This window comes from Pandoraea cepalis (genome assembly GCF_902459625.1).
Lineage (GTDB): Bacteria > Pseudomonadota > Gammaproteobacteria > Burkholderiales > Burkholderiaceae > Pandoraea > Pandoraea cepalis.
Window position 1 is genome coordinate 316,263 of the sequence record NZ_CABPRY010000002.1, and the last position, 22,848, is coordinate 339,110.

The 22,848-nt window shown below is 62.9% G+C and carries 20 protein-coding genes, 2 tRNA genes and 1 pseudogene; 19 read left to right on the forward strand and 4 right to left on the reverse strand.

The window, feature by feature from the left end:
* The first annotated feature begins 85 nt into the window (after positions 1-85).
* From fabF to nagZ, 14 genes and pseudogenes are all read left to right on the forward strand, one after another.
* A complete protein-coding gene (gene fabF / locus PCE31107_RS06330) occupies positions 86-1,324 on the forward strand; it encodes a beta-ketoacyl-ACP synthase II (RefSeq protein WP_150607244.1) in 1,239 nt (412 codons plus the stop codon).
* Between the two features lie 167 nt (positions 1,325-1,491).
* Positions 1,492-2,091 carry an RNA polymerase sigma factor RpoE gene (rpoE, locus tag PCE31107_RS06335; protein WP_017232507.1) on the forward strand — a complete coding sequence of 200 codons (600 nt, stop codon included), beginning with the start codon at positions 1,492-1,494 and terminating at the stop codon, positions 2,089-2,091.
* Positions 2,092-2,129: 38 nt separating this feature from the next.
* Entirely contained in the window at positions 2,130-2,825 is a 696-nt protein-coding gene (locus tag PCE31107_RS06340; protein WP_017232508.1) for a sigma-E factor negative regulatory protein, read from the forward strand.
* The gene (locus PCE31107_RS06345; protein ID WP_150607246.1) at positions 2,826-3,884 is read left to right on the forward strand and encodes a MucB/RseB C-terminal domain-containing protein; all 1,059 of its coding nucleotides are present in this window, start codon (positions 2,826-2,828) and stop codon (positions 3,882-3,884) included.
* 130 nt (positions 3,885-4,014) lie between these two features.
* Entirely contained in the window at positions 4,015-5,502 is a 1,488-nt protein-coding gene (locus PCE31107_RS06350) for a DegQ family serine endoprotease (protein WP_150607248.1), read from the forward strand.
* A gap of 12 nt (positions 5,503-5,514) precedes the next feature.
* The gene (locus PCE31107_RS06355; RefSeq protein WP_150607250.1) at positions 5,515-5,760 is read left to right on the forward strand and encodes a glutaredoxin family protein; all 246 of its coding nucleotides are present in this window, start codon (positions 5,515-5,517) and stop codon (positions 5,758-5,760) included.
* 199 nt (positions 5,761-5,959) lie between these two features.
* A complete protein-coding gene (gene lepA / locus PCE31107_RS06360) occupies positions 5,960-7,765 on the forward strand; it encodes a translation elongation factor 4 (RefSeq protein WP_130026949.1) in 1,806 nt (601 codons plus the stop codon).
* 18 nt (positions 7,766-7,783) lie between these two features.
* Entirely contained in the window at positions 7,784-8,698 is a 915-nt protein-coding gene (gene lepB / locus PCE31107_RS06365) for a signal peptidase I (protein WP_017232513.1), read from the forward strand.
* A gap of 279 nt (positions 8,699-8,977) precedes the next feature.
* Positions 8,978-9,904, forward strand: a pseudogene (rnc, locus tag PCE31107_RS06370) (ribonuclease III); the annotation flags it as partial.
* 59 nt (positions 9,905-9,963) lie between these two features.
* Positions 9,964-10,857, forward strand: a complete 894-nt coding sequence (era, locus tag PCE31107_RS06375; RefSeq protein WP_130026946.1) for a GTPase Era — start codon at positions 9,964-9,966, stop codon at positions 10,855-10,857.
* The gene (recO, locus tag PCE31107_RS06380) at positions 10,844-11,857 is read left to right on the forward strand and encodes a DNA repair protein RecO (RefSeq protein ID WP_150607254.1); all 1,014 of its coding nucleotides are present in this window, start codon (positions 10,844-10,846) and stop codon (positions 11,855-11,857) included. Before era ends, recO begins: the two co-directional genes overlap by 14 nt.
* Complete coding sequence (gene pdxJ, locus PCE31107_RS06385) at positions 11,854-12,615, forward strand: pyridoxine 5'-phosphate synthase (protein WP_150607256.1); 762 nt, start codon at positions 11,854-11,856, stop codon at positions 12,613-12,615. The genes recO and pdxJ overlap by 4 nt, the downstream gene beginning before the upstream one ends.
* A 37-nt stretch (positions 12,616-12,652) precedes the next feature.
* Positions 12,653-13,171: a holo-ACP synthase gene (gene acpS, locus PCE31107_RS06390; protein ID WP_281352555.1), complete on the forward strand. Its 519-nt coding sequence runs from the start codon at positions 12,653-12,655 to the stop codon at positions 13,169-13,171.
* Entirely contained in the window at positions 13,168-14,202 is a 1,035-nt protein-coding gene (gene nagZ, locus PCE31107_RS06395; RefSeq protein WP_130026944.1) for a beta-N-acetylhexosaminidase, read from the forward strand. Before acpS ends, nagZ begins: the two co-directional genes overlap by 4 nt.
* 123 nt (positions 14,203-14,325) lie before the next feature.
* Here nagZ and efp read toward each other — a convergent pair whose 3' ends face one another.
* Entirely contained in the window at positions 14,326-14,883 is a 558-nt protein-coding gene (gene efp / locus PCE31107_RS06400) for an elongation factor P (protein WP_017232520.1), read from the reverse strand.
* Between the two features lie 139 nt (positions 14,884-15,022).
* On the reverse strand, positions 15,023-16,258 hold the full coding sequence (gene earP / locus PCE31107_RS06405; RefSeq protein ID WP_425494714.1) for an elongation factor P maturation arginine rhamnosyltransferase EarP: 1,236 nt from the start codon (positions 16,256-16,258) through the stop codon (positions 15,023-15,025).
* Positions 16,259-16,409: 151 nt separating this feature from the next.
* Here earP and uvrC point away from each other — a divergent pair, with 151 nt between their 5' ends.
* Positions 16,410-18,629: an excinuclease ABC subunit UvrC gene (uvrC, locus tag PCE31107_RS06410; RefSeq protein WP_240756058.1), complete on the forward strand. Its 2,220-nt coding sequence runs from the start codon at positions 16,410-16,412 to the stop codon at positions 18,627-18,629.
* A gap of 13 nt (positions 18,630-18,642) precedes the next feature.
* Here the strand turns inward: uvrC and kch are convergent, their stop codons facing one another.
* Entirely contained in the window at positions 18,643-19,851 is a 1,209-nt protein-coding gene (gene kch / locus PCE31107_RS06415) for a voltage-gated potassium channel protein (RefSeq protein ID WP_150607624.1), read from the reverse strand.
* A gap of 194 nt (positions 19,852-20,045) precedes the next feature.
* Here kch and pgsA point away from each other — a divergent pair, with 194 nt between their 5' ends.
* The 4 genes from pgsA (at position 20,046) to PCE31107_RS06435 (ending at position 21,932) form a co-directional block, all read left to right on the forward strand.
* A complete protein-coding gene (pgsA, locus tag PCE31107_RS06420) occupies positions 20,046-20,639 on the forward strand; it encodes a CDP-diacylglycerol--glycerol-3-phosphate 3-phosphatidyltransferase (protein WP_026131696.1) in 594 nt (197 codons plus the stop codon).
* Between the two features lie 177 nt (positions 20,640-20,816).
* Positions 20,817-20,892 (forward strand) — tRNA-Gly (locus PCE31107_RS06425).
* 113 nt (positions 20,893-21,005) lie between these two features.
* A tRNA-Cys gene (locus tag PCE31107_RS06430) sits at positions 21,006-21,079 on the forward strand.
* A 199-nt stretch (positions 21,080-21,278) separates the two neighbouring features.
* The gene (locus tag PCE31107_RS06435; RefSeq protein WP_150607626.1) at positions 21,279-21,932 is read left to right on the forward strand and encodes a glutathione S-transferase family protein; all 654 of its coding nucleotides are present in this window, start codon (positions 21,279-21,281) and stop codon (positions 21,930-21,932) included.
* A 135-nt stretch (positions 21,933-22,067) separates the two neighbouring features.
* Here PCE31107_RS06435 and PCE31107_RS06440 read toward each other — a convergent pair whose 3' ends face one another.
* Positions 22,068-22,829: an MBL fold metallo-hydrolase gene (locus PCE31107_RS06440; protein WP_150607260.1), complete on the reverse strand. Its 762-nt coding sequence runs from the start codon at positions 22,827-22,829 to the stop codon at positions 22,068-22,070.
* Positions 22,830-22,848: the final 19 nt, after the last annotated feature.

The window sequence follows — 22,848 nt, forward strand, 5'->3', positions numbered from 1 at the left end:
CTGTCAGCCGCAGGGAGCACAGGGTCGATCCCTGTCGCCTCTGTGGCTTTTGTTTTGTAAGACCCAGCAGAAGAAGGGGAGTATCGTGAGTCGTCGTCGCGTCGTCATTACCGGTCTGGGCCTGATCTCGCCGGTCGGCAACACTGTTGCCGAGGGTTGGGAGAATCTGGTCGCAGGCCGTTCGGGCATCGCCAACATCACGAAGTTCGATGCGAGCGAATTCAAAGTGCAATTCGCCGGCGAAGTGAAAAACTTCAAGACCGAAGAGTATTTGTCGGCCAAAGAAGCGCGCCGCATGGATACGTTTATCCATTACGGCCTCGCCGCAGGCATTCAGGCGTTCGAAGACAGTGGCCTCACCGTCACTGAAGCAAACGCGGAACGTATTGGCGTGCTGGTCGGTTCGGGCATTGGCGGTCTGCCGATGATCGAAGACACGCATGACGATTTGCTCAAAGGCGGCCCGCGCAAGATTTCCCCGTTCTTCGTGCCGGGCTCGATCATCAACATGATCTCGGGCCACCTGTCGATCAAGTACGGCCTGAAGGGGCCGAACCTCGCGATCGTCACCGCCTGCACGACCGGTCTGCACTGTATCGGTCAGGCTGCGCGCATGATCCAGTACGGCGATGCCGATGCGGTGCTTGCCGGTGGCGCCGAATCGACGGTGTCGCCGCTGGGGATCGGCGGTTTTGCCGCGATGACCGCGCTGTCGACGCGCAACGACGACCCGGCGACGGCGAGCCGTCCGTGGGACAAGGATCGCGACGGCTTCGTGCTGGGCGAGGGCGCTGGCGTGATGATGGTCGAAGAGTACGAGCACGCCAAGGCGCGCGGCGCGAAGATCTACGCCGAGCTGAAGGGCTTCGGCATGAGTGCCGACGCGTATCACATGACCGCTCCGTGCGAGGACGGCGACGGCGCCCTGCGCGCCATGACCAACGCGCTGCGCGATGCCGGCATCAATGCCGATACCGTGAACTATGTGAACGCGCACGGCACGTCGACCCCGCTGGGCGATATCGCCGAGACGGTTGCCGTCAAGCGCCTGATGGGCGATGCCGCCAAGCAGGTCGTGGTGAACTCGACCAAGTCGATGACCGGTCATCTGTTGGGGGGCGCGGGCGGCCTGGAGTCGGTGTTTACCGTGCTGGCCGTTCATCACCAGAAGTCGCCGCCGACGATCAACATCTTCAATCAGGACCCCGCTTGCGACCTGGATTACTGCGCAAACGTGGCGCGCGATCTGAAAATTGATGTCGCATTGAAGAACTCTTTCGGATTCGGCGGGACTAACGGCACGCTGGTCTTCCAGCGAGTCTAGGTTCGCGGGACGCCGCGCAGGCGTCCCGTTCCGCTGACCCACGCTCCGGTGAGTGTGCCCGGGCGTGCGGCGTAACAGACACTTCCCGCCGCGGTGGCCCGTGCTGCCGTGGAGCCATCAGGCCCGACCGGGGCCTGGCCGCCAGAGAAAATACGGATCCCAATCAGGTGAGTGAACGAGAAATCGACCAGGCGCTCGTCGAGCGCGTGCAAAAAGGCGACAAAGCCGCCTTCGAGCTGCTGGTCGCGAAATATCACCGCAAGATCATCCGCCTCGTATCGCGGCTCGTGCGCGACGCCGCCGAGGTCGAGGATGTGACGCAGGAGGCCTTCATCAAGGCCTACCGTGCCTTGCCGCAGTTTCGCGGCGAGTCGGCGTTCTATACCTGGCTGTATCGTATTGCTGTCAACACGGCAAAGAACCACCTGGCAACGCAGGGACGCCGTGCACCGACTTCGACTGAAGCGAACGCTGAAGAAGCGGAAACTTTTGCCGAGGCTGATCAACTAAGGGATATCAACACGCCTGAGTCGTTGCTGATGAGCAAGCAGATTGCTCAAACGGTCAACGCGGCGATGGAGGCTTTGCCCGATGAGCTTCGAACGGCCATTACCCTGCGGGAAATCGAGGGGTTGAGCTACGAAGAGATCGCCGAAGCCATGGGGTGCCCGATCGGAACGGTCCGTTCGCGAATTTTCCGGGCGCGTGAAGCGATTGCCAGCCGGCTCAGGCCGCTGCTGGACACGCCTGACGGCAAGCGCTGGTGAGCGCGCCGCCGGGGAAGTTATTTTCGTTAGGGGATATCATGGGATCAGCGACGGTGCAAACGCAGCGGGGGCTGCAAGCCGAGCGAATTTCCGCGTTGGTGGACGGGGAATTCGATTCGGACGAGCTGGCTGCCCTGCTGGATGAGGCTGACGCTTCCGGCCGGCCTTTGTGGGACGACTACCACTTGATTGGAGACGCCCTGCGTTCCGATGAGTTGACGTTGCCGCGGTCGGAGTCGGCCTTCATGGCGGCCTTCTCGGCGCGCCTCGAAACCGAGCCTCACCTCCTCGCGCCGGCCGCACTGGCCGACGCCCAGGCAAGCGCCGCACAGGGCGCCAAGACCGCGGGCTCGCGCGTCACCCGTATCAATCCATTCCTGCGCGTACGCCGCGTGCTGCCAACGGCGGCTGCCGCGGCGGCCGTGGCGGCGCTGTCATGGGTTGTGGTGCCGCGCCTACAGGATCACCCCGCCGGCGGCACGCAGCCGCAGGTGTTGGCTCAAGCCGCAACGCCGGCCGCTGGCGGAAGTAACCTCACGCGCGTTACGCTGTCGCAACCGTCGCAAGCCGCCGTGGCGGCCAACGGGGCGAGTGCGGGGGCACCGAACGATCTGATCGTGTTGCGCGATGCGCGGCTTGACCAGTATCTGGCGGCACATCAGCAATATGCCCCGACGCCGATCGGCCAGGGCGTTTCCCCTTATATGCGAGCCTCGGCGCAAGCGGACGAATAAATGCAGCGCCTGAGTATCGAATCCTTGCCGCGTGCGCCCCTCGGGCGCACCTTCTTCCTGTTCGCCTTGCTGCTGGCGACCACGCTGCAATCGCAGGCGTGGGCCCAGGCTGCCGCGCCGACGAACGACCCGCTGATCGAGCGGCGCGAAGTCGGCGCGTGGCTCAACAAGATCCACCGCGCGGCGCAGACGCAGAACTACATCGGTACGTTCGTTTATCAGCGTGGTTCGACCATGCGCTCGTCGAAGATCAGTCACTTCGCCGAGAAGGGTAACGAGTACGAAGCGCTTGAGACGCTGGACGGACGCCAGCGCCGCATTCTTCGACAGAACGACGATGTCTACACGCTCATTCCCGAGCAGAAGACCGTGTTTCTGGAAAAGCGCGAGAGCAAGGACTCGTTCCCTGCCTTGCTCGCCACGCCCAATCGCGACGTGCTCGACTACTACGCACCGAAGCTGCTGCCGAATGAGCGCATGGCGGGCTTTGACTGCATGGTGATCGAACTCACGCCAAAGGACGAGTACCGCTTCGGCTACCGGTTGTGGGCCGATCGCAACACCGGCCTGTTGCTGCGCGCCCAGACCCTCGACGCCGAAGGCCATTTGCTCGAGCAGGCGGCATTCTCGCAGATCTCGATCGGTGTGCCGAGTGAGAAGGCGCGCATCGTGCACGCCATCCAGGCAACGCACGGCTGGCACGTCATCAAGCCGCAAATCGTGCCGATGCATCTGTCCGATGCCGGCTGGAGCATCGACGTCGACAAGAAGGTGCCGGGGTTCAAGGCGGTGCGCGAAGTGCGCCGCACCATGCGATCGACGGCCGACGGCAAACCGCTGGAAGTCCAGCAGGTGGTATATTCAGACGGCATGGCCGGACTTTCGGTATTTATCGAACCGGCCACGCGAGAGCGCAAGGAAGGCCACGGCAGCGCCGGCGCGACGAACATTCTGATCAAGCGCTTCGGTGACTACTGGCTGACCTTGCTTGGCGAAGTGCCGCAGGCAACCTTGCAGCAGTTCGCCTCCAGCATCGAGTACAAACAGCCGGCGAAGTGACCGGCTGTCGGGTGGGCCGCAACCGGTGACGGTGCGGTCCGGGCAGCGAGGCACCGACAGACGCAATGCCCTGTCGGGGGGCCGGGCTGCCTTCAAGCATTCCGAGACTATCGCGCACCACGATCTTCCAATGAAGAAGACCTTCCTGCTTCGTGTCATCCTTGGCGGCGCCATTGCCGCGCAATTGGCGGGGGCACCTGCTGCTTTTGCCGCCCCGGCCTCAGGGTCGGCGGCGCCACTCGTCAGTAATCTTCCCGATTTCACCCAGTTGGTTGACCGGGTCGGCCCGGCCGTCGTGAACATTCGGACGACCGAGCGCGTCAGCCGCAGTCAGAGCGGCTTGCCGCCCGGCATGGACGGCGACATGGCCGAGCTGTTCCGCCGCTTCTTCGGTGTGCCCCTGCCGCAGCAGCCGGGCCCGAAAGGCGGTACGCCCCGACGCGGCCAGCCGCAGCCGGATGAAGAGCAGAACAGCGGCGTCGGATCGGGCTTCATCGTCTCGGCCGACGGCTACATCCTGACCAACGCGCACGTGGTCGATGGCGCCGAAAGTATCTACGTTACCCTCACCGACAAGCGCGAGTTCAAGGCGAAGCTGATGGGTGCGGACAAGCGCACCGACGTCGCCGTGGTCAAGGTCGACGCCAAGGACCTGCCGACCGTGCCGGTAGGCGACTCGAACAAACTGCGCGTTGGCGAATGGGTGGTGGCGATCGGTTCGCCGTTCGGTCTCGACAATACGGTAACGGCGGGCATCGTATCGGCCAAGGGCCGCGATACCGGCGATTACCTGCCGTTCATTCAGACGGACGTGGCCGTGAACCCGGGCAATTCGGGGGGGCCGCTCATCAACATGCGCGGCGAGGTGGTCGGCATCAACTCGATGATCTATAGCCAGACCGGTGGCTTCATGGGCATTTCGTTCGCGATCCCGATCGATGAAGTCATGCGCGTAGCCGACCAGCTCAAGAAGAGCGGCAAGGTCGTGCGCGGCCGGATCGGCGTGGCGATCAGCGAGGTCAGCAAGGAGGTTGCCGATTCGCTGGGGCTGCCGCGGGCGCAAGGCGCGCTGGTGCGCAGCATCGAGCCGGGTAGTCCGGCCGAGAAGGCGGGGGTGCAGCCGGGTGACATCATCATGAAGTTCGAGGGCCGGGCCGTTGATCATGCGACCGACCTGCCGCGCATGGTCGGCGAGACCAAGCCCGGGTCGAGCGCGATGCTGCAGGTGCTGCGCAAGGGCAAGAATCAGGACTTGCGCATCACCGTCGCGGAAGCCGATACGGATACGCCGAAGGCGTCCAAGGCGCAGAGCGGGAGTGCCGACACGCCCCACCCGAATGCGCTGGGCCTGGTGGTCTCCGACCTGACCGAATCGCAGAAGAAGGACATGAAGCTGCGCGGTGGCGTGCAGGTCGAACTGGCCGAAGGTTCCGCAGGGCGGGCCGGTTTGCAGCAGGGTGACATCATCCTGCGCGTGGGCGATGCAGACATCGTCAGCGCGAAGCAATTTGAGGAGGTGGTCAAGGCGCTCGATCCGAAGCGCCTCGTGCCGATCCTCGTGCGTCGCGGCGATGCCACGCAATTCGTGCCGCTGCGTCCGCGCACGCCCGGCAAGTAACATCGCTGTCTCATGCACGCGCCGGCGCTGACGCTCTATGGCCGCAAGTGGTGTCATCTTTGCGATGACATGCTTGCGGCGCTCGAAGCGATGCGTCCGGCGTGGAATTTCTCCGTCACCGTCATCGATGTCGACAGTGACCCGGCGCTGGAAGCGCAATACGACGAGATCGTGCCGGTGCTTGCGCTCGGCGAGCGCGAGTTGTGCCGGTATCGTTTCGACGCAGCGGCGGTCACCGCCGCATTGCGCTCAGGTTGACGTTTCGCTCTATCCCATCCCTGCCTCGAACGACGCCCGATCGTCCCAAGCTTCCCGCCAATTCCGATGGACTGCCGTGATGCATGCGATTCCGGACGGCATCGCCACGCTTTCGGCTAAAATATCGTGTTTGCCGATTCTCTCGAAAGTCGCTGCCGAGCCGAATCCGATGGCACCGACTCTTCTCTAGCCTCGCCTCATGGACCATATCCGCAATTTTTCGATCATCGCCCACATCGACCACGGGAAATCGACCCTGGCCGATCGCATCATCCAGTTGAGCGGCGGTCTGTCCGATCGTGAAATGGAATCCCGGGTCCTCGACTCGATGGATCTCGAGCGAGAGCGTGGCATCACCATCAAGGCACAAACGGCTGCCCTGGAATACAAGGCGCGTGACGGCAAGGTGTACAACCTGAACCTCATCGATACGCCGGGCCACGTCGACTTCTCTTACGAGGTGAGCCGCTCGCTCTCCGCATGCGAGGGCGCACTGCTCGTGGTGGATGCCTCTCAGGGCGTGGAAGCGCAGACCGTGGCGAACTGCTACACGGCGATCGAGCTGGGCGTGGAAGTCGTGCCGGTGCTCAACAAGATTGACCTGCCATCGGCCGAACCGGAGAACGCGATCCAGGAGATCGAGGACGTGATCGGTATCGAGGCAACCGACGCCGTGCGCTGCTCCGCGAAAACCGGCTTCGGCGTGGAAGAGGTGCTCGAAGCGCTCATCGCCAAGGTTCCGCCGCCCAAGGGCGATGCCGCCGCTCCGCTGCAAGCGTTGATCATCGACTCGTGGTTCGATAACTACGTGGGCGTGGTCATGCTGGTGCGCATCGTCAACGGCACGCTCAAGCCGAAGGAAAAAATTCAGTTGATGGCCACGGGCGCGACCTACCCGGTCGAGCAAGTGGGGGTCTTCACGCCGAAGTCGCAGCCACGCCCGTCGCTGTCGGCCGGCCAGGTGGGCTTCATCATCTCGGGCATCAAGGAACTGGGCGCCGCGAAGGTCGGCGATACCGTCACGCATGCGCTGACGACCACGACCAAGCCGGCGCCCGAGGCGCTTCCGGGCTTCAAGGAAGTCAAGCCGCAGGTGTTCGCCGGCCTCTACCCGGTCGAGGCAAACCAGTACGACGCGCTGCGCGAATCGCTCGAAAAGCTCAAGCTCAACGACGCCTCGCTGCAATACGAACCGGAAGTTTCGCAGGCACTGGGATTCGGTTTCCGTTGCGGCTTCCTGGGTCTGCTGCACATGGAAATCGTGCAGGAGCGCCTGGAGCGCGAGTTCGACATGGACCTCATCACCACGGCGCCGACCGTGATCTATGAGGTGGTCGAGCGCGATGGCACGGTGACCACGGTGGAAAACCCGTCGAAGATGCCGGATCCGGGCCGCATTGAAGAAGTGCGCGAGCCGATCGTCACGGTCAACCTGTACATGCCGCAGGAGTATGTCGGCTCGGTGGTGACGCTGTGTCAGCAAAAGCGCGGCGTGCAGATCGATATGCAATACCACGGCCGTCAGGTGCGCCTCATTTACGAAATTCCGATGGCCGAGATCGTGCTCGACTTCTTCGATCGTCTGAAGTCGGTGTCGCGCGGTTACGCGTCGATGGACTATGAGTTCAAGGAGTACCGCACGTCGGACGTCGTCAAGGTCGACATGCTGATCAACGGCGACAAGATCGACGCACTGTCGATCATCGTGCACCGTTCGGAGAGCCGCCGTCGCGGCGCGCAGGTCGCGTCGAAGATGCGCGAAATCATTCCGCGCCAGATGTACGATGTGGCGATTCAGGCGGCCATCGGCGCAAACATCATTGCCCGTGAGAACATCAAGGCTTTGCGCAAGAACGTGCTGGCCAAGTGCTATGGTGGCGACATCTCGCGCAAGAAGAAGCTGCTTGAGAAACAGAAGGAAGGTAAGAAGCGCATGAAGCAGGTGGGGAGTGTCGAGATTCCTCAGGAAGCGTTCCTTGCCATTTTGCAAGTCGAAGACAAATAACGAAGCGACAGGTCCCGCATGAATTTCGCCCTGATTCTTTTTGTCCTGGTGCTGGTGACCGGGGTGGCCTGGTTGGCCGACAAGTTGGTGTTTCAACCGGCGCGCCGCCGGGCAGCACAGGACGCCTTGGCGCAATTCGATCAACAGCAGCTTGCCACGCAGGGGTCTGGCATCCAGGGCTCCGGCTCACAGGATAGCGGCGTGATCGCAAGTGCGCGTGCGAAAGTGCGCGACGACAAGCTGCGTCAGCCATGGTGGCTCGAGTATTCGGCGAGCTTCTTCCCCGTGATTCTCGCGGTGTTCGTGCTGCGCTCGTTCGTGGTCGAACCGTTCAAGATTCCGTCGGGCTCCATGATTCCGACGCTGCTCGTGGGCGACTTCATCCTCGTGAACAAGTTCGACTACGGTATTCGCCTGCCGGTGGTCAACAAGAAGATCATCTCGATCGGTGAACCCAAGCGGGGCGACGTGATGGTGTTTCGCTACCCGAAAGATGAGTCGATGGACTACATCAAGCGCGTGATCGGCCTGCCGGGCGACGTGGTGGCCTACGAGAACAAGAAGCTCACGGTGAACGGCCAGCCAGTGTCGGAGACCGCCATGCCGGACTACTTCGACGAGGAGCACATCGCCTACTTCAAGCAGTTCGAAGAGACGGTGGGCGGCGTGAAGCACCGCATTCTGAACGACCCGAACGTGCCGCCGTATATCCTGGGCGCCGACGACTTTCCGAACAAGCAGAACTGCCAGTACAACAGCCAAGGCGTGATCTGCAAGGTGCCGGAGGGCAACTACTTCATGATGGGCGATAACCGCGACAATAGCGCGGACAGCCGCTACTGGGGCTTCGTGCCCGAGCAAAACATCGTGGGCCGGGCCTTCTTCATCTGGATGAATTTCTCGAACCTCAAGCGCTTGGGCGGCTTCCAGTAAGCTTGCCGATCGACGGGGAGACCACCGCCCCCCGGGGCGATGGTTCGATTGATGCGGAAATTGGCAATAAAAAGCTGATTTCCGCATTATTATTTTTAATTTAGAATTAATTGTTGCGACGGGCAGAGGGCACGGGGGAGATCGACGTTTCGTCACCCCGGAAATGTCCGATCCCACCCCCCTCTCGCGAGTCCGAAAAGCCCGCCGCAAGGCGGTCCGGCCCGTCGTTTCTTGGCGACGGCGCGCGCCGGGGCGGGAGCGTCGCGCTATACTTGCGCCATGCCTCAATCTCTGAACTCACTGGAAGAACGTCTCCAGTACCGCTTCCACGATGCGGAATTGCTTTGCCAAGCACTGACGCACCGTAGCCATAGTGCCGCCAATAATGAGCGGTTGGAGTTTCTTGGCGATTCCATCCTCAACTGTTCGGTCGCAGCGATCCTGTTCCGTCGCTACGGCAAGCTCGACGAAGGCGACCTCTCGCGTGTGCGCGCCAATCTCGTCAAGCAGCAATCCTTGTACGAAATCGCGCAGACACTGGGCGTCTCCGAATTTCTGCGCCTGGGCGAGGGCGAACTCAAGAGCGGTGGTTTCCGTCGCCCGTCGATTCTGGCCGATACCCTCGAAGCGCTGTTCGGGGCAATGTATCTCGATGGCGGGTTCGAGGCGGCGTATGCCGTGATCGAGCGCTTGTACACGCCCGTGCTTGAACATGTCGATCCGAAAACGCTCGGCAAGGACGCCAAGACGCTGCTCCAGGAATACCTGCAAGGCCACAAGATTGCGCTGCCGCAGTACACGGTGACCGCCACGCACGGCGCCGCGCACAACCAGCAGTTCGAGGTGGAGTGCACGGTGCCGAAGCTCGACATCAAGGCCGGCGGATCGGGCGCGAGCCGACGCGCGGCCGAGCAGGCGGCCGCCAAGAAGGCGCTGGAGGAAGTGCAGAAGATGCCGGCGCTGGCCAAACCGAAGGCCGAGAAGAGCGCCAAGGCCGCGAAGAAGCGGGCGGCGAAGGCTGCGGCATCCGAGGCAAAAATGGCGGAGAGCGTCGGGCAGATGCGCGCTGCGCCGGCCATGACGGCGCCCGTTGGCAACGGTGCCGCTCGCACGCCGACAGCGCCCGCGGATAAGCCCATCGACAAGTCCGCCGAAAAACCTGCAGCCGAGAAGTCGGACGCCGCCAAGCAACCCCCGGCCGCCGCCTGAGCCCCATTCAGGGGGAGAGCGCGATGCGCCGCCCCCTTTCAAGAGAGTTTCCAAACATGAACGATAAGACGGATTTTCGCTGCGGGACCGTGGCGATCGTCGGGCGTCCGAACGTCGGCAAATCGACACTGCTCAACGCCCTCGTCGGTCAGAAGATCAGCATCACCTCGCGCAAGGCGCAGACGACGCGGCATCGCATTACCGGCATTTGCACCACGGACGATGCGCAATACATCTTCGTCGACACACCGGGATTTCAGACGCGTCACGCCACCGCGCTGAACCGATCGCTCAATCGCGCCGTGACCTCCACGCTTTCCAGCGTCGATGTCGTCATGTTCGTCATTGAAGCGGGCAACTTCGGCCCGGACGACGAGAAGGTGCTCAAGCTGCTGCCCGACAACACCCCGGTGCTGCTCATCGTCAACAAGTTCGATCGTATTGCCGACCGAGCGGAAATTCTGCCGTTCCTGAAAAGGGTGGGCGACCTGCGCGACTTCCGCGAGATCGTGCCGCTGTCCGCGAAGCGTCCGGATGACACCCATCGGTTGCTCGGGGTGTTGCGTCCGTACCTGCTCGAAGGCGAGCCGATCTATGGCGAAGACGATCTCACCGACCGAAGCGAGCGGTTCATGGCGGCCGAGATTCTGCGTGAGAAGGTGTTCCGCTGGACGGGCGACGAGCTGCCCTACACAAGCACGGTGATCATCGACAAATTCGAGCAGGAAGGGGATCTGCGCCGCGTGTTCGCAACGATTCTGGTCGATCGCGACAGCCACAAGGCGATGATCATCGGCAACAAGGGGGCGAAGCTCAAACAGATTTCCACCGATGCCCGTCTCGATATGGCGAAGCTCTTCGACGGGCCCGTGTACCTGGAAGTCTGGATCAAGGTGAAGGGTGGCTGGGCCGACAACGAGGCCGGCCTGCGGGCGTATGGCTACGAGTGAACCTGACACCTTACGTGACGATATTGCACCGCCGGACGATGTGACGCTGGCGGCAAGCAGTGTGTCGGCTGCCGGTGCGCCGCTGACGTCTGTCCTTCGTGCCTCGCACGCCGGGGCGATTGGGGCGCGACCGGCTCGCCAGGCGCGCAGCGCGCGCGCACGGACTGTCGACGACGATGCGTCGGATGCGTTCCAGCACGCTGAAGCCGCCACCGATACCGTCAAGCGCGAAGCGAAACGCGTGCGCCGTGCGCCATCGCCCGCCCGGGCGGCCGAGCGCGAGCAAAGCCGCGTGACCGAGCAGCCCGGCTTTGTGCTGCACAGCTATCCCTACCGCGAAACCAGCCTGATCATCGACGTGCTCACGCGCGACCACGGACGTGTTGCGCTCGTGGCGAAGGGTGCCAAACGTCCGCACTCGGCGCTGCGTGGCGTACTCCAGACGTTTCAGCCGCTCTCGCTCGCCTGGCTTGGCAAGGCAGAGCTGCGTACGCTGACCAAGGCCGAGTGGGTTGGCGGATTGCGTCCGCTTGAAGGCGATGCGCTGCTCAGCGGGTTCTACCTGAACGAATTGCTGGTGAAGTTCTGCGCGCGCGACGATCCGCATGACAAACTCTTCCAGCACTATCTGACCACGCTGCATCATCTCGCGCATGGCGAGCCGGCGGGCATCATCCTGCGGGCATTCGAGCGCGTGCTGCTGCGTGAGACCGGTTACGCCGTGGCGTTCGACCGCTGCACGCAGACGCGCGGCAAGGTCGCGCCCGAGCGCCGCTACGTGTTTCATCCCGACCGGGGGGTACGCCCAGCGGGCGGCGATGAACCGTCGGACTGGCCGGTCGTCATCGGGCAGACGTTGCTCGACATGGAGCAAGACGATTATTCCCGGGTGCAGACCGTACAGCAAAGCAAGCTGCTCATGCGCTTTCTTCTCAACCACCACTTGGGCGGCGTTCCGCTCAACACGCGGCAGATCCTGCTCGACCTGCAAAAACTATGAGCCTCTTCTTCCACGGCAACCCCATCGACCTCGGGGTGAACATCGATCACGTCGCCACGGTGCGCAACGCGCGCGGTACGGCCTACCCCGACCCGGTCAGGGCGGCATTGCTGGCTGAAGCGGCGGGCGCCGATGTCATCACGCTGCACCTGCGTGAAGACCGTCGTCATATTCGCGACAGCGATGTGGCGAATCTGCGCGACAAGCTGCTCACGCGGATGAACCTCGAGTGTGCCGTGACGGACGAGATGCTGGCGATCGCATGCCGCACCAAGCCGCACGACGTTTGCCTGGTGCCGGAGCGTCGTCAGGAACTGACGACCGAAGGCGGGCTGGACGTAGTCGGTCAGTACGACCGTGTGGCTGCCGCGACGCAGCAACTCGGCGAAGCGGGTAGCCGTGTGTCGCTGTTCATCGATCCGGACGAAGCGCCGATCCGCGCGGCGGCGCGCATGGGCGCGCCGGTGGTCGAGCTGCACACCGGCCGCTACGCGGAGGCGCACGACGAGGCCACGCGCGAGGCCGAGTTCGCTCGCATCGAACGTGCCGTCGCACTCGGTCTGTCGTTGGGCCTGCGCGTCAACGCCGGACATGGCTTGCATTATGAAAATGTGCAGCCGATCGCCGCGATTGAAGGCATTTCCGAACTGAACATCGGACACGCGATCGTCGCCCACGCCCTCTTCGCGGGCTGGGAGAACGCCGTGCGCGAGATGAAGGCCATCATGGTCGCCAGCCGCATTGCGGCGCGCGGCTGAGTCACGACGCCTTTCCTCCCACCATCAGGCGCTGCCCATGAGCGATCCGACGATGCCGTCGCCTTCGTCCCCCGACGTGCCGCCGCCAGGCGAGCGTGCCGCTGGCCCTGAGTCCGGGGGCACGGTGATTTACGGCGTAGGCACGGACATCCTCCAGATCAGCCGTGTTGTCGGCGTCATGACGCGCACCCACGGGCGGTTCGCCGAGCGCGTGCTGGGGCCCGAGGAACTCAAGGTTTATCACGCGCGTCAGAGCCGGTCCGCCGTGCGCGGACTCGCGTATCTGTGCACGCGCTTCGCGGCGAAAGAGGCCGTGTCGAAGGCCATCGGGCTGGGTATGCGGTGGCCGATGACGTGGCGTGCCGTGCAAACGCTCAATGCGCCATCTGGCAAGCCGGTCGTGGTGGCGTCGGGCGAGTTGGTGCAGTGGCTGGCCGAGCGGCAACTGTCGATCGAGATTTCGATCACGGACGAGAAAGAGTATGCGGTCGCCTTTGCGATCGCATCACGTAATGTAGGCAACATTCGCAATATTGCATCGGAGAAAACGCAATGACGAAGCGCAGGCCGGGCCCGGTGATGCTGGACGTCGTCGGGCTGACCCTCAGCGAAGACGACGTCCGTCGCATCGACCATCCGTTGACCGGAGGGGTGATCCTGTTCGCCCGCAACTTTGACGATCGCGCGCAACTGTGTGCGCTCACGAAGCAGATTCGCGACCTGCGCGACGACATCGTGATCGCTGTCGATCATGAGGGCGGGCGCGTGCAGCGCTTTCGTACCGATGGCTTCACGCACCTGCCGGCCATGGGCAAGCTGGGCAAGCTCTGGCACGACGACGTGTTCAAGGCTACGCGCGTGGCGACGGCCGTCGGCTATGTGCTGGCGTCCGAATTGCGCGCGTGCGATATCGACCTGAGCTTCACGCCCGTGCTGGACCTGGACTACGGAACGTCGGCGGTCATCGGCGATCGTGCGTTTGACGCCGACCCGCGCGTGGTGGCCATGCTGGCCAAGAGCCTCAATCACGGCCTGCTGCTCGCCGGGATGGCGAACTGCGGCAAGCACTTCCCGGGGCATGGTTTCGTGGCGGCCGACTCGCACCACGAAATTCCGGTCGACGAGCGCTCGCTCGACGAGATCCTCAGCGTCGATGCGCAACCGTATGACTGGCTCGGCATGTCGCTGGCGGCGGTCATGCCGGCGCACGTGATTTACCCGCAGGTCGATCCGAACCCCGCCGGATTCTCGGCCAAGTGGCTCAAGGAAATCCTGCGCGGCAAGTACGCGTTCGACGGAGTGATTTTCAGCGACGACCTGTCGATGCAGGGGGCGAGCGCTGCCGGCGATGTCGTGACGGCGGCGCACGCCGCCATGGCCGCCGGCTGCGACATGGTCCTCATCTGCAACAGTCCGGAAAAGGCGGACCGATTGCTGCATGAAATGAAGTCGGTGCCCGATACCGCGTCTCAGCGCCGCATCAAGCATCTGCAGGGCCGCGGCAAGGTGCACGGCTGGGAAAAGATGCTCGCGCAGCCGGAATATCAGGCGGCAAAGCGTCTGATCACGGAGACGTTCGGCGCGTAAGCGAGACACGCCCGCCAAACAAAAAAGCGCTCAACCCTGACGGGAAGAGCGCTTTTTTTGTTGCCTGACGGTCGCGGATCGTGCCGCGTCGTCCGTGGACGGCGCGGGCCGAGTCGCAATCGCTTAGACGCGGCTGCGGTACTCGTCGGTACGCGTATCGATTTCGATCTTGTCGCCAGTGTTGACGAACAGCGGTACCTGGATTTCCAGCAGATCGTTGATCTTGGCGTTCTTCAGCACGCGGCCCGACGACGTATCGCCCTTGACGGCCGGCTCGGTGTATTCCACAACGCGCACGAGCGAGGTCGGCAGGTCGACCGAGATGGCCTTTTCATTGTAGAAAACGACTTCGCACTTCATGCCGTCTTCGAGGTACTTGATCGCGTCGCCCATGTTTTCGGCTTCGACTTCGTACTGGTTGTAGTCGGCGTCCATGAACACGTACATCGGGTCGGCGAAGTACGAGTAGGTCACTTCCTTCTTGTCGAGCACAACGACGTCGAACTTGTCGTCGGCCTTGTAGGCGAATTCGCCACGGCCTTCGCCCATCAACTTCTTGTACTTCATCTTGACGACGCTGGAGTTGCGGCCCGACTTGACGTATTCGGTCTTCAGCACGACATTGGGCTCACCGTCGATCATGACGACGTTACCGACGCGGAGTTCTTGAGCGGTTTTCATAAAAAACGAGATCCTGTGACGAAATAAGCGATTTGCCGCTTGTTGAGCGCTTCCATACGCCCACTCGCCGCTTGATTCCCGCGCCCGCCTGGAAACGGTCCGGTGCAGCAGGTTCAGCAGCAAAGCGTTGAAAAACCAGCTATTTTACCTGATTTTCGGTGAAGCTTGCCAACTGTCGCGCGAGGTCGGGGAGGGCCGCCTGCCTGCTTGCCCACTCGCGTGCATGGCGATTCAGCTCGGGCAGGACGGCGGCCAGTGCCGGCCAGTCGGGCGGGGTGCTGGCGTAGCCGTTCCAGAGATGCCAGAAAGTGCGCAGCGCCTCGCGTGCGTCGTGTCCCAAGGCGCCGGTTGCCGGCGAGTCGGCGCTCGGATCGCTCAGATAGCGGTCGAGAAACGCGTCGAGTTTCACGTGGTGCGCGTTGTCGTCTTGCGGGTAGATATGCCAGACGAGCGGTTTCGCCGCCCATTGCGCACGCACGAACGAATCTTCCCCACGCACGAAATTGAGATCGCACGCCCACAGCAGCGTATCGAACTCGGATTGCGGAACGAACGGCAGCCCGTACACCGTCAGCGCGCCTTGCGTTGCGCATTCGCGTGGCGCAAGCGCCTCCCGGCCGAGCCAGGCACCGACCGATGGTGCGATCCGACCTGGCGGAACCAGGCAGACGATGGGCGTCTCGCTGGCGGCCCACTGCGCAAGCAACGCCGGGAGCGCGACATTTTCATACGCGAAGAGCGATATGACCAACGCGTTATCCGGTGCGGCGGGCAGCCCGACCGTGCGCTGCCACCAGGCGTCGCGAAGCTCGGGGGACGCAAGAAAGGCGTCCCGCCGCGAGAACAGCTCCCGTTCGCGCGCGAGCCCACCCGTGCGTTCCGTGAAGCCCGGGAAGAAGAACGTTTTGACGAGCCCCAGTTGCGGGTGTATCGACTTTTGCAGATGACATCCCTCGACCCAGTCTTCGGCGCTCAGGTACTCGAGGTTGATCCACACAGGCGCGTGTCCCGCCTGTTTGCGCACATGCATCGCCTGAACGCAGGCGTCGGGAATCTGGCAGGCAAACGCTTCGATGACGATATCGCCGGGTGCATTGTCGTCGGTGATCGGGCCGAAGTCGGCATCCCAGCGGCGTACGTCCACGCCGTCGCAGCGTTGCCGGGCCAGCGAGGGATCGATGTCGGGGCGCAGATGACGGAAGCTCGCGAGATCGTCCACCCACAGCCGCACCGACCAGCCGTGTTCGCGCACGAGTTGCCGCGCGAGCCGCCAGCACACGCCGATGTCGCCGAAATTGTCGACGACAGTGCAGAACAGATCGCAGCGCGGCACCAGAGGCAGGGTACTGGCGGCGGGCGAGAACGTAGTGGGCAGGGACATTGAGAGGCGGCAACGCGGATTGGTCTAAACTTCGGATTCTAGTCCCTGCGCCTGCTGGCGACGCGTGACGATGCCGTCGCACACAATTTGCGTGCCGCCGCGATCGCACGGTTTCGCCCCCGGGGACGCTCCGATGCCTGAGTTCATGACTGAAGACGCCCACGACGTCACGCCGCCGCGCAAGTCCCGCAAAGCCAAATCCGCCAAGGCCCCCGCGGTCGCCACGACGGCGGATGCCGCTCAGCCCTGCACCGAGGCGTTCGACGCCCGCACGGTGCTTGCCCAGTTGCCGAACCTGCCCGGCGTCTATCGCTACTACGACGCAGCGGGCAGCGTGCTGTACGTCGGCAAGGCTCGCAATCTGAAGAAGCGCGTGTCGAGCTACTTCAACAAGACGCAGCTTTCCCCACGCATTGCGCTCATGGTTGCGCGCATCGCGAAGCTCGAGACGACTGTCACGCGCTCGGAGACCGAAGCGCTGCTGCTTGAGAACAATCTGATCAAGGCGTTGCATCCGCGTTACAACATCCTGTTTCGCGACGACAAGTCGTATCCGTTTCTCAAGCTCACTCAGCACAAGTATCCGCGCATGGCCTACTACCGTGGCTCGGTGGATCGCCGTGGACAGTACTTCGGACCGTTCCCCAGCGCGTGGGCCGTGCGCGAGAGCATTCAGATCCTGCAGAAAGTCTTCCAGTTGCGCACCTGCGAGGACTCCGTCTTCACGAATCGCACGCGGCCGTGCCTGCTGCATCAGATCGCGCGGTGCAGCGCGCCTTGCGTGGGCGCCATTCAGGATGAAGACTACGCACGCGATGTGAACAACGCGGCGGCATTTCTCTCGGGACGTCAGAGCGAAGTGCTGAGTGCGCTCGAAGCGAAAATGATGACGTATGCCGAGGCGCTCCAGTTCGAGCAGGCCGCCGTGGTGCGCAATCAGATGCAGGCGCTCTCGGGCGTGCTTCAGCAGCAGTCCGTCGAGACGGCCGGGGACGTCGATGCCGATATCCTCGCGGTCGCCTATGCGGGCGGGCGCGCGTGTGTGAATCTCGCGATGGTGCGCGGTGGACGCCACCTTGGCGACAAGGCGTATTTCCCGGCGCACGTGGAGCGCGGTGTCGAAGGCGGGATTGCCGACGAATTCGAGCCGGACGAGGCGCTCGCGCCGGAAACGTCCGAGGCCAACGCGGACGATGCCGCCACACAGGCGCGCGAGATCGCCAACGACATGCCGTCGGATACCCCGTTGGCATCGCTCGAATCGCGTTTGCTCGAAGCGTTCGTCGCGCAGCACTACCTGGGACAGTCGGTACCACCGGTGCTGGTCGTGAGCCATGCGTTGCCGAGCGACGAGTTGCTCGCCGCGTTGTCCGAGCAGGCGGGCCGACGCATTGCGATGGTGCGTCAGCCGCAGGGGCAACGGCGCGCGTGGCTCGACATGGCGCAACAGGGGGCACAGCTCGCGCTCACGCGTTTGTTGACGGAGCAGGGGAGTCAGCAGGCCCGCACGCGCGAGCTGGTGCAAACCATCGGACTCGATATCGACGATCCGGCGCGGCTGCGGGTGGAGTGCTTCGACATCAGCCACACGCAAGGCGAGGCGACGCAGGCGTCGTGCGTGGTGTTCCATCATCACAAGATGCAGACGAGCGAATACCGGCGCTACAACATCGCGGGCATTACGCCGGGCGACGACTATGCGGCAATGCGCCAGGTGCTCACGCGGCGGTATGGTCGCTTGATGGAGGCGGCCGCTCATGTGAGCGATGCGGCCGATCCGTCCTCCGTGGCCGCGGACGTGGCGCGCGCCGAAGCCGAGACGCGGGTGCTGCCGGACGACGGGGCGTCGCTGCAAGCCGACGGGTCTGCCGATACTAGCGGCGCATCGGCCGCACCCGAAGCGTCCGACGGGGAAGCCAATCTGCCGCAACTGGTGCTGATCGACGGCGGCAAGGGGCAGGTCGAGGTGGCGCGCCAGGTGTTCGTCGAACTGGGGATCGACATTGGTCGATTGGTCGGCGTGGCGAAGGGCGAGGGCCGAAAAGTGGGGCTTGAGACGCTGATCTTTGCCGATGGGCGTGCGCCGCTGGAATTGGGGCGCGAGAGTGCTGTGCTGATGCTGATCGCGCAGATTCGTGACGAGGCGCACCGTTTTGCGATCACGGGCATGCGGGCCAAGCGCGCGAAGGCGCGCCAGACGTCACGGCTCGAGGAGATCGAGGGCATCGGAGCGAAGCGCCGTCAGCGCCTGCTGATGCGGTTCGGCGGGTTGCAAGGGGTGGCGTCGGCCAGCGTGGACGAACTGGCCAGTGTCGACGGCATTTCGACAACGCTCGCCGAGCAGATCTATCGCCAACTGCACTGACGCGCGCCGCGCGTTACGTATCGCCGTGGAACAGCAGGCGCATGACGGTCTCGTTGTCGACGGTCTCGCCGGACAGCGTGCGGGCGAGCAGCTCGCCGCCGACGACGGGGGGCGCGAAAATCATGTCGGGTTGAACACGTTTGAGTTTGCTCAGGTGCTTGCTGTCGTTGACGGACGCGATGGTGCGCACCGTTGGCGCGATCTCTTTCGCGGCGAGCACGATGAAGGCATTCTCCGAGTCGTCGGCCCGCAGAGCGAGCACGGCCTTGGCGTGTTCGATGCCGGCGTGGGTGAGCACGGTGTTGTCGCTGGCATCGCCGTGCATGACATCCGCCTCCTCGGGATACGGGTTATCGCTCCCGCTCGCGATGATGACCGTGACCGGCCAGCCGCGCTTGGTGAGTTCGTGGTGCACGTTGATCGCGAGCGGCGATGCGCCGGCCACGATGAAGTGGTTCTTTCGTATCACGTGAGTGAACCTCCCCGAGAGAATTTTCTTTAGGTTGCCGCCGACGAGCGGGCCGATGACGACGGTCAGCGACGTTGCGAAGACACTGATCCCGAAGACGATGACCGAGGCGGTGAACAGGCGTGCGTCGACGCTGTGCGGCACGATGTCGCCGTAGCCGACGGTCGTCATCGTGACGATGGCGAAGTAGAACGCCGTGGCCAGGTCGGTGACAGGCGGCGCGAACTCGTGGCCGAGATACATGGTGCCGAACGTGGCGTAGACGAGCAGCGCGAACACGGCGACGAGCGTGTAGAGCGTGGCCGCCGCGAAGCTGGCGCGGTCGAATTCCCGCCAGTACCAGAGCAATAGCGCAATGCAGGCGAGCGAGAGCGCGAACGTCAGGTCGAAGCGAATGTTCAGGTGGAAATTGATGGCGGCGGCCAGCACGAGCATGACGAGCGTGAAGGCCCAGGCGGTGCGCGCGCGGATGACGAGTCCGCAGGCGAGCGCGATGAGCGACAGGCCGGCGAGCGCACGGGGCAGATGCGAGAAGTCGATGCGCTCGATGGCGTTCAAGCCGAAGAGCAACCGCGGCAGGTGGCTGGCTTCGATGCGCTCGAGCGCCGAGAGGTCGCCGCGCACGAAGAGATCGATGAGCAGTGAACCGGGCACGCGCAGCAGCACGGAGGCGACGAGCAGCAGACCGTCGATCCCGACCAGTGCCGCGATGAGGATGTGGGGTGAGAGCAGCGGTCGTCGTAGTGTGGGCAAGGGCCAGGGCGGTTTCACGAGATCGGTGCTATTGGCGGAGGGTTGCAAGCAAGATAGGGGCACACCGACGCACATGTCAACCGTTGCGCGGCGGCTCGGCCTTGTCGCTACGGGGCAGACACGGCACAATGCGGGTCTGGTACGGCTGCCGAGGGCGCCGTGTGTCGACCGCCGTTTGCCGAACTCATGCTGCCATGCCCTTTAACGTTCCGATATTACTGACCTGGCTCCGGATCGTGCTGATCCCGCTGGTGGTCGGCGTCTATTACGTGCCGCCAACCTGGTTGTCGCCGGTCGAGATGAATTGGGTGGCCTGCGGCGTGTTTGTGCTGGCGGCGCTGACCGACTGGTTCGATGGCTTTCTCGCACGGCGCTGGAACCAGACGTCGGCGTTCGGCGCGTTCCTGGACCCGGTGGCGGACAAGCTGATGGTCGCGGCGGCGCTGCTGATGCTGTTGCAGATGGGGCGGATCAATGCGTTGGTGGCGTTGATCATCATTGGCCGCGAGATCACGATTTCGGCGTTGCGTGAGTGGATGGCGCAGATTGGCGCGTCGCGCAGCGTGGCGGTGCATCAGTTGGGCAAGGTCAAGACAGCGGCGCAGATGGTGGCGATTCCGCTGTTGCTGTTCAACGGCACGGTCGTCTGGGGGGCGTGGCACTTCGACTCACGGTTCTGGGGGACATGGCTGATCTACGTGGCGGCGATTCTCACGTTGTGGTCGATGATGTATTATCTGCGCCGCGCGTGGCCGCAGATTCGAGAGCGAGGCGCGGGCAAGATGTGAGTGCAATTCCCTGAAGACGCGGGATTTGCGCGGTCGGAGAGAATAATCTTCACAAATTTTCGGTGCAGATGCTTGACACTGAATCACGGTTTAGACATAATCTCCTTCTCGCTGCTACGGCGCTAGCCCAGCAGCGAAGTTTTAAGAAACGGTTGGATTGGTAGTACGCATGACAATGCGGGAGTAGCTCAGTTGGTAGAGCGCAACCTTGCCAAGGTTGAGGTCGCGAGTTCGAGACTCGTCTCCCGCTCCAAATCCAGAGGGAAGCCTGGCTTCCCTTTTTATTTGCCGAAAAGCCCGCGGCGATCGATCCGAAGGGCGCCCTCGATGGCAACAGCGAGCGGTTACAATGCGGCATATCCCAATGGCGGGATGGCAGAGTGGTCATGCAGCGGCCTGCAAAGCCGTGTACGCCGGTTCGATTCCGACTCCCGCCTCCAAAATTCAAAAGCCCTGACTTGTCAGGGCTTTTTCTTTTTCCGCCGTTGATCCGGCGCGTCCATGCAAATGCTTGTGCGCTGCCAAGTGCCGCTCGTTCGCAGCGTCGCACGGCTCACCCATGTCAGCACCATGGTCCGTTGAGCATTGCCGCATTAATATTCTGAGAATGAACCCCGGCATCGGATATCGATGAAAGACATGACCGTCCCGAAACTGTTTTATTACCCGAGCAACGCAAGCATGGCCCCGCATATCGTTCTGGAGGAAATCGGCCGGCCATTCGAATTGGTGCTTGTTGATCGCAAACACGACGAACACAAATCTGCGGATTATCTGCGCCTGAACCCCAACGGATTGATTCCGGTGTTGGTTGATGGCGACATGGTGCTGTATGAGACGGCCGCCATTTGCCTGCACTTGGCAGACGCATATCCTGAAAGCGCGATGGCACCCAAAATGGCCACGCCGCAACGTGCTCAGTTTTACAAGTGGCTCATGTGGTTGACGAATACGCTTCAGACAGCGTTGATTATCTATTTCTACCCGGACCGTTGGGTGGACGCCGGCAATGTTGCAGGCGCGGACCAAGTGCGGACGCACGCTGAATCGAAGGTGGGCACGTTGCTTGAACAGTTGGCGGTGCAACTTCAATCGAGCGGTGGCCCTTGGTTGCTGGGGGATCAATACTCGATCCTTGATCCCTATGCATGGATGCTCTGCCGATGGACAAGGGGCTTCGCGAAACCGGCACGCGAGTGGCCGCCGCTCGGTCAGTACTTGCAACGAATGCTCACGCGGCCAGCGATCCAGCGCGTGCTCAACACGGAAGGAATCGCCGCCCCGTTCGTGTGAGCTAACGCATCGCGTGGCTGTCCGTCCCCGTTCAAGATGAACGGCCCCCGGTTGAATCCACAGCCGGTCGTGGACATGGGAACCGGTGGCATGAGCGCATTTTCGACGAGCACGCATTGCCGATGCTGGAAAGGGCTAGTGATGCAGGTGTTCGCATTGGCCAGACACGCACGGATTGCCCGCCAGCTTCGCAAGCGCTTGGGCATGGCGCAGCACCTCGCGAACCTCCAAAGGCCCACCGTGACCCATGTGGAACCGCTTGCCGCCGCGCTGCACCATCCCAATCAGTTCACGCGACACCGTGGCGGGATCATCTTCGAACGGCGGTCGAATGGCTCGCCCCTTTCGAATCACGCCACCGATAAGGATGCCCGAGGCGATCAAGTCGCCAACCATCATGTCCTGGGACGACAACTCCACGGCAATCGAACCGGGCGTATGGCCGCCCGTATGCCGCACGATGCCATCAACCCCGAAGTCGAGCAGGTTCACCGTGTGGCCGTTGGTCATCATGATGTCCGGGACAAAGCCGTCGTACGGTTCATGCGGAACGGGCGTCTTGATAAACAGCTTGCCGACCCAACTCGTCGTGCAGTAGGTCATCGGCTCCTTGCGGCTGTAAAAATCCGCGTCATTCTGATGTGCCAGAATGGGCGCGCCCGACAATGCGCGCACACGTGCCGCGCTGCCGGCGTGATCGGTATGCGCATGCGTGACAACGATCAACTTGATGTCGCGAAACGTCAGGCCGTGTTCGGCGAGCACCTTGCCGATCTTGAGCTCCGACCCGGGAATGCCGGTGTCAATGAGTACACAACCGGCCTCGCTGCGGATGAGGTGGGCGTTGACCATACCGAAAGGCAAGATCGGAATGGTAATGATCTGGGGCTGAAACATGGCGTAATCCTTGGATAGG

Bases quoted from the DNA above. Each gene is read 5' to 3' on its own strand.
- PCE31107_RS06340 (WP_017232508.1), top strand. From the start codon at position 2,130: ATGGGATCAGCGACGGTGCAAACGCAGCGGGGGCTGCAAGCCGAGCGA.
- PCE31107_RS06345 (WP_150607246.1), top strand. From the start codon at position 2,826: ATGCAGCGCCTGAGTATCGAATCCTTGCCGCGTGCGCCCCTCGGGCGC.
- PCE31107_RS06350 (WP_150607248.1), top strand. From the start codon at position 4,015: ATGAAGAAGACCTTCCTGCTTCGTGTCATCCTTGGCGGCGCCATTGCC.
- PCE31107_RS06355 (WP_150607250.1), top strand. From the start codon at position 5,515: ATGCACGCGCCGGCGCTGACGCTCTATGGCCGCAAGTGGTGTCATCTT.
- lepA (WP_130026949.1), top strand. From the start codon at position 5,960: ATGGACCATATCCGCAATTTTTCGATCATCGCCCACATCGACCACGGG.
- lepB (WP_017232513.1), top strand. From the start codon at position 7,784: ATGAATTTCGCCCTGATTCTTTTTGTCCTGGTGCTGGTGACCGGGGTG.
- era (WP_130026946.1), top strand. From the start codon at position 9,964: ATGAACGATAAGACGGATTTTCGCTGCGGGACCGTGGCGATCGTCGGG.
- recO (WP_150607254.1), top strand. From the start codon at position 10,844: ATGGCTACGAGTGAACCTGACACCTTACGTGACGATATTGCACCGCCG.
- pdxJ (WP_150607256.1), top strand. From the start codon at position 11,854: ATGAGCCTCTTCTTCCACGGCAACCCCATCGACCTCGGGGTGAACATC.
- acpS (WP_281352555.1), top strand. From the start codon at position 12,653: ATGAGCGATCCGACGATGCCGTCGCCTTCGTCCCCCGACGTGCCGCCG.
- nagZ (WP_130026944.1), top strand. From the start codon at position 13,168: ATGACGAAGCGCAGGCCGGGCCCGGTGATGCTGGACGTCGTCGGGCTG.
- efp (WP_017232520.1), bottom strand. From the start codon at position 14,883: ATGAAAACCGCTCAAGAACTCCGCGTCGGTAACGTCGTCATGATCGAC.
- uvrC (WP_240756058.1), top strand. From the start codon at position 16,410: ATGACTGAAGACGCCCACGACGTCACGCCGCCGCGCAAGTCCCGCAAA.
- pgsA (WP_026131696.1), top strand. From the start codon at position 20,046: ATGCCCTTTAACGTTCCGATATTACTGACCTGGCTCCGGATCGTGCTG.
- PCE31107_RS06435 (WP_150607626.1), top strand. From the start codon at position 21,279: ATGACCGTCCCGAAACTGTTTTATTACCCGAGCAACGCAAGCATGGCC.
- PCE31107_RS06440 (WP_150607260.1), bottom strand. From the start codon at position 22,829: ATGTTTCAGCCCCAGATCATTACCATTCCGATCTTGCCTTTCGGTATG.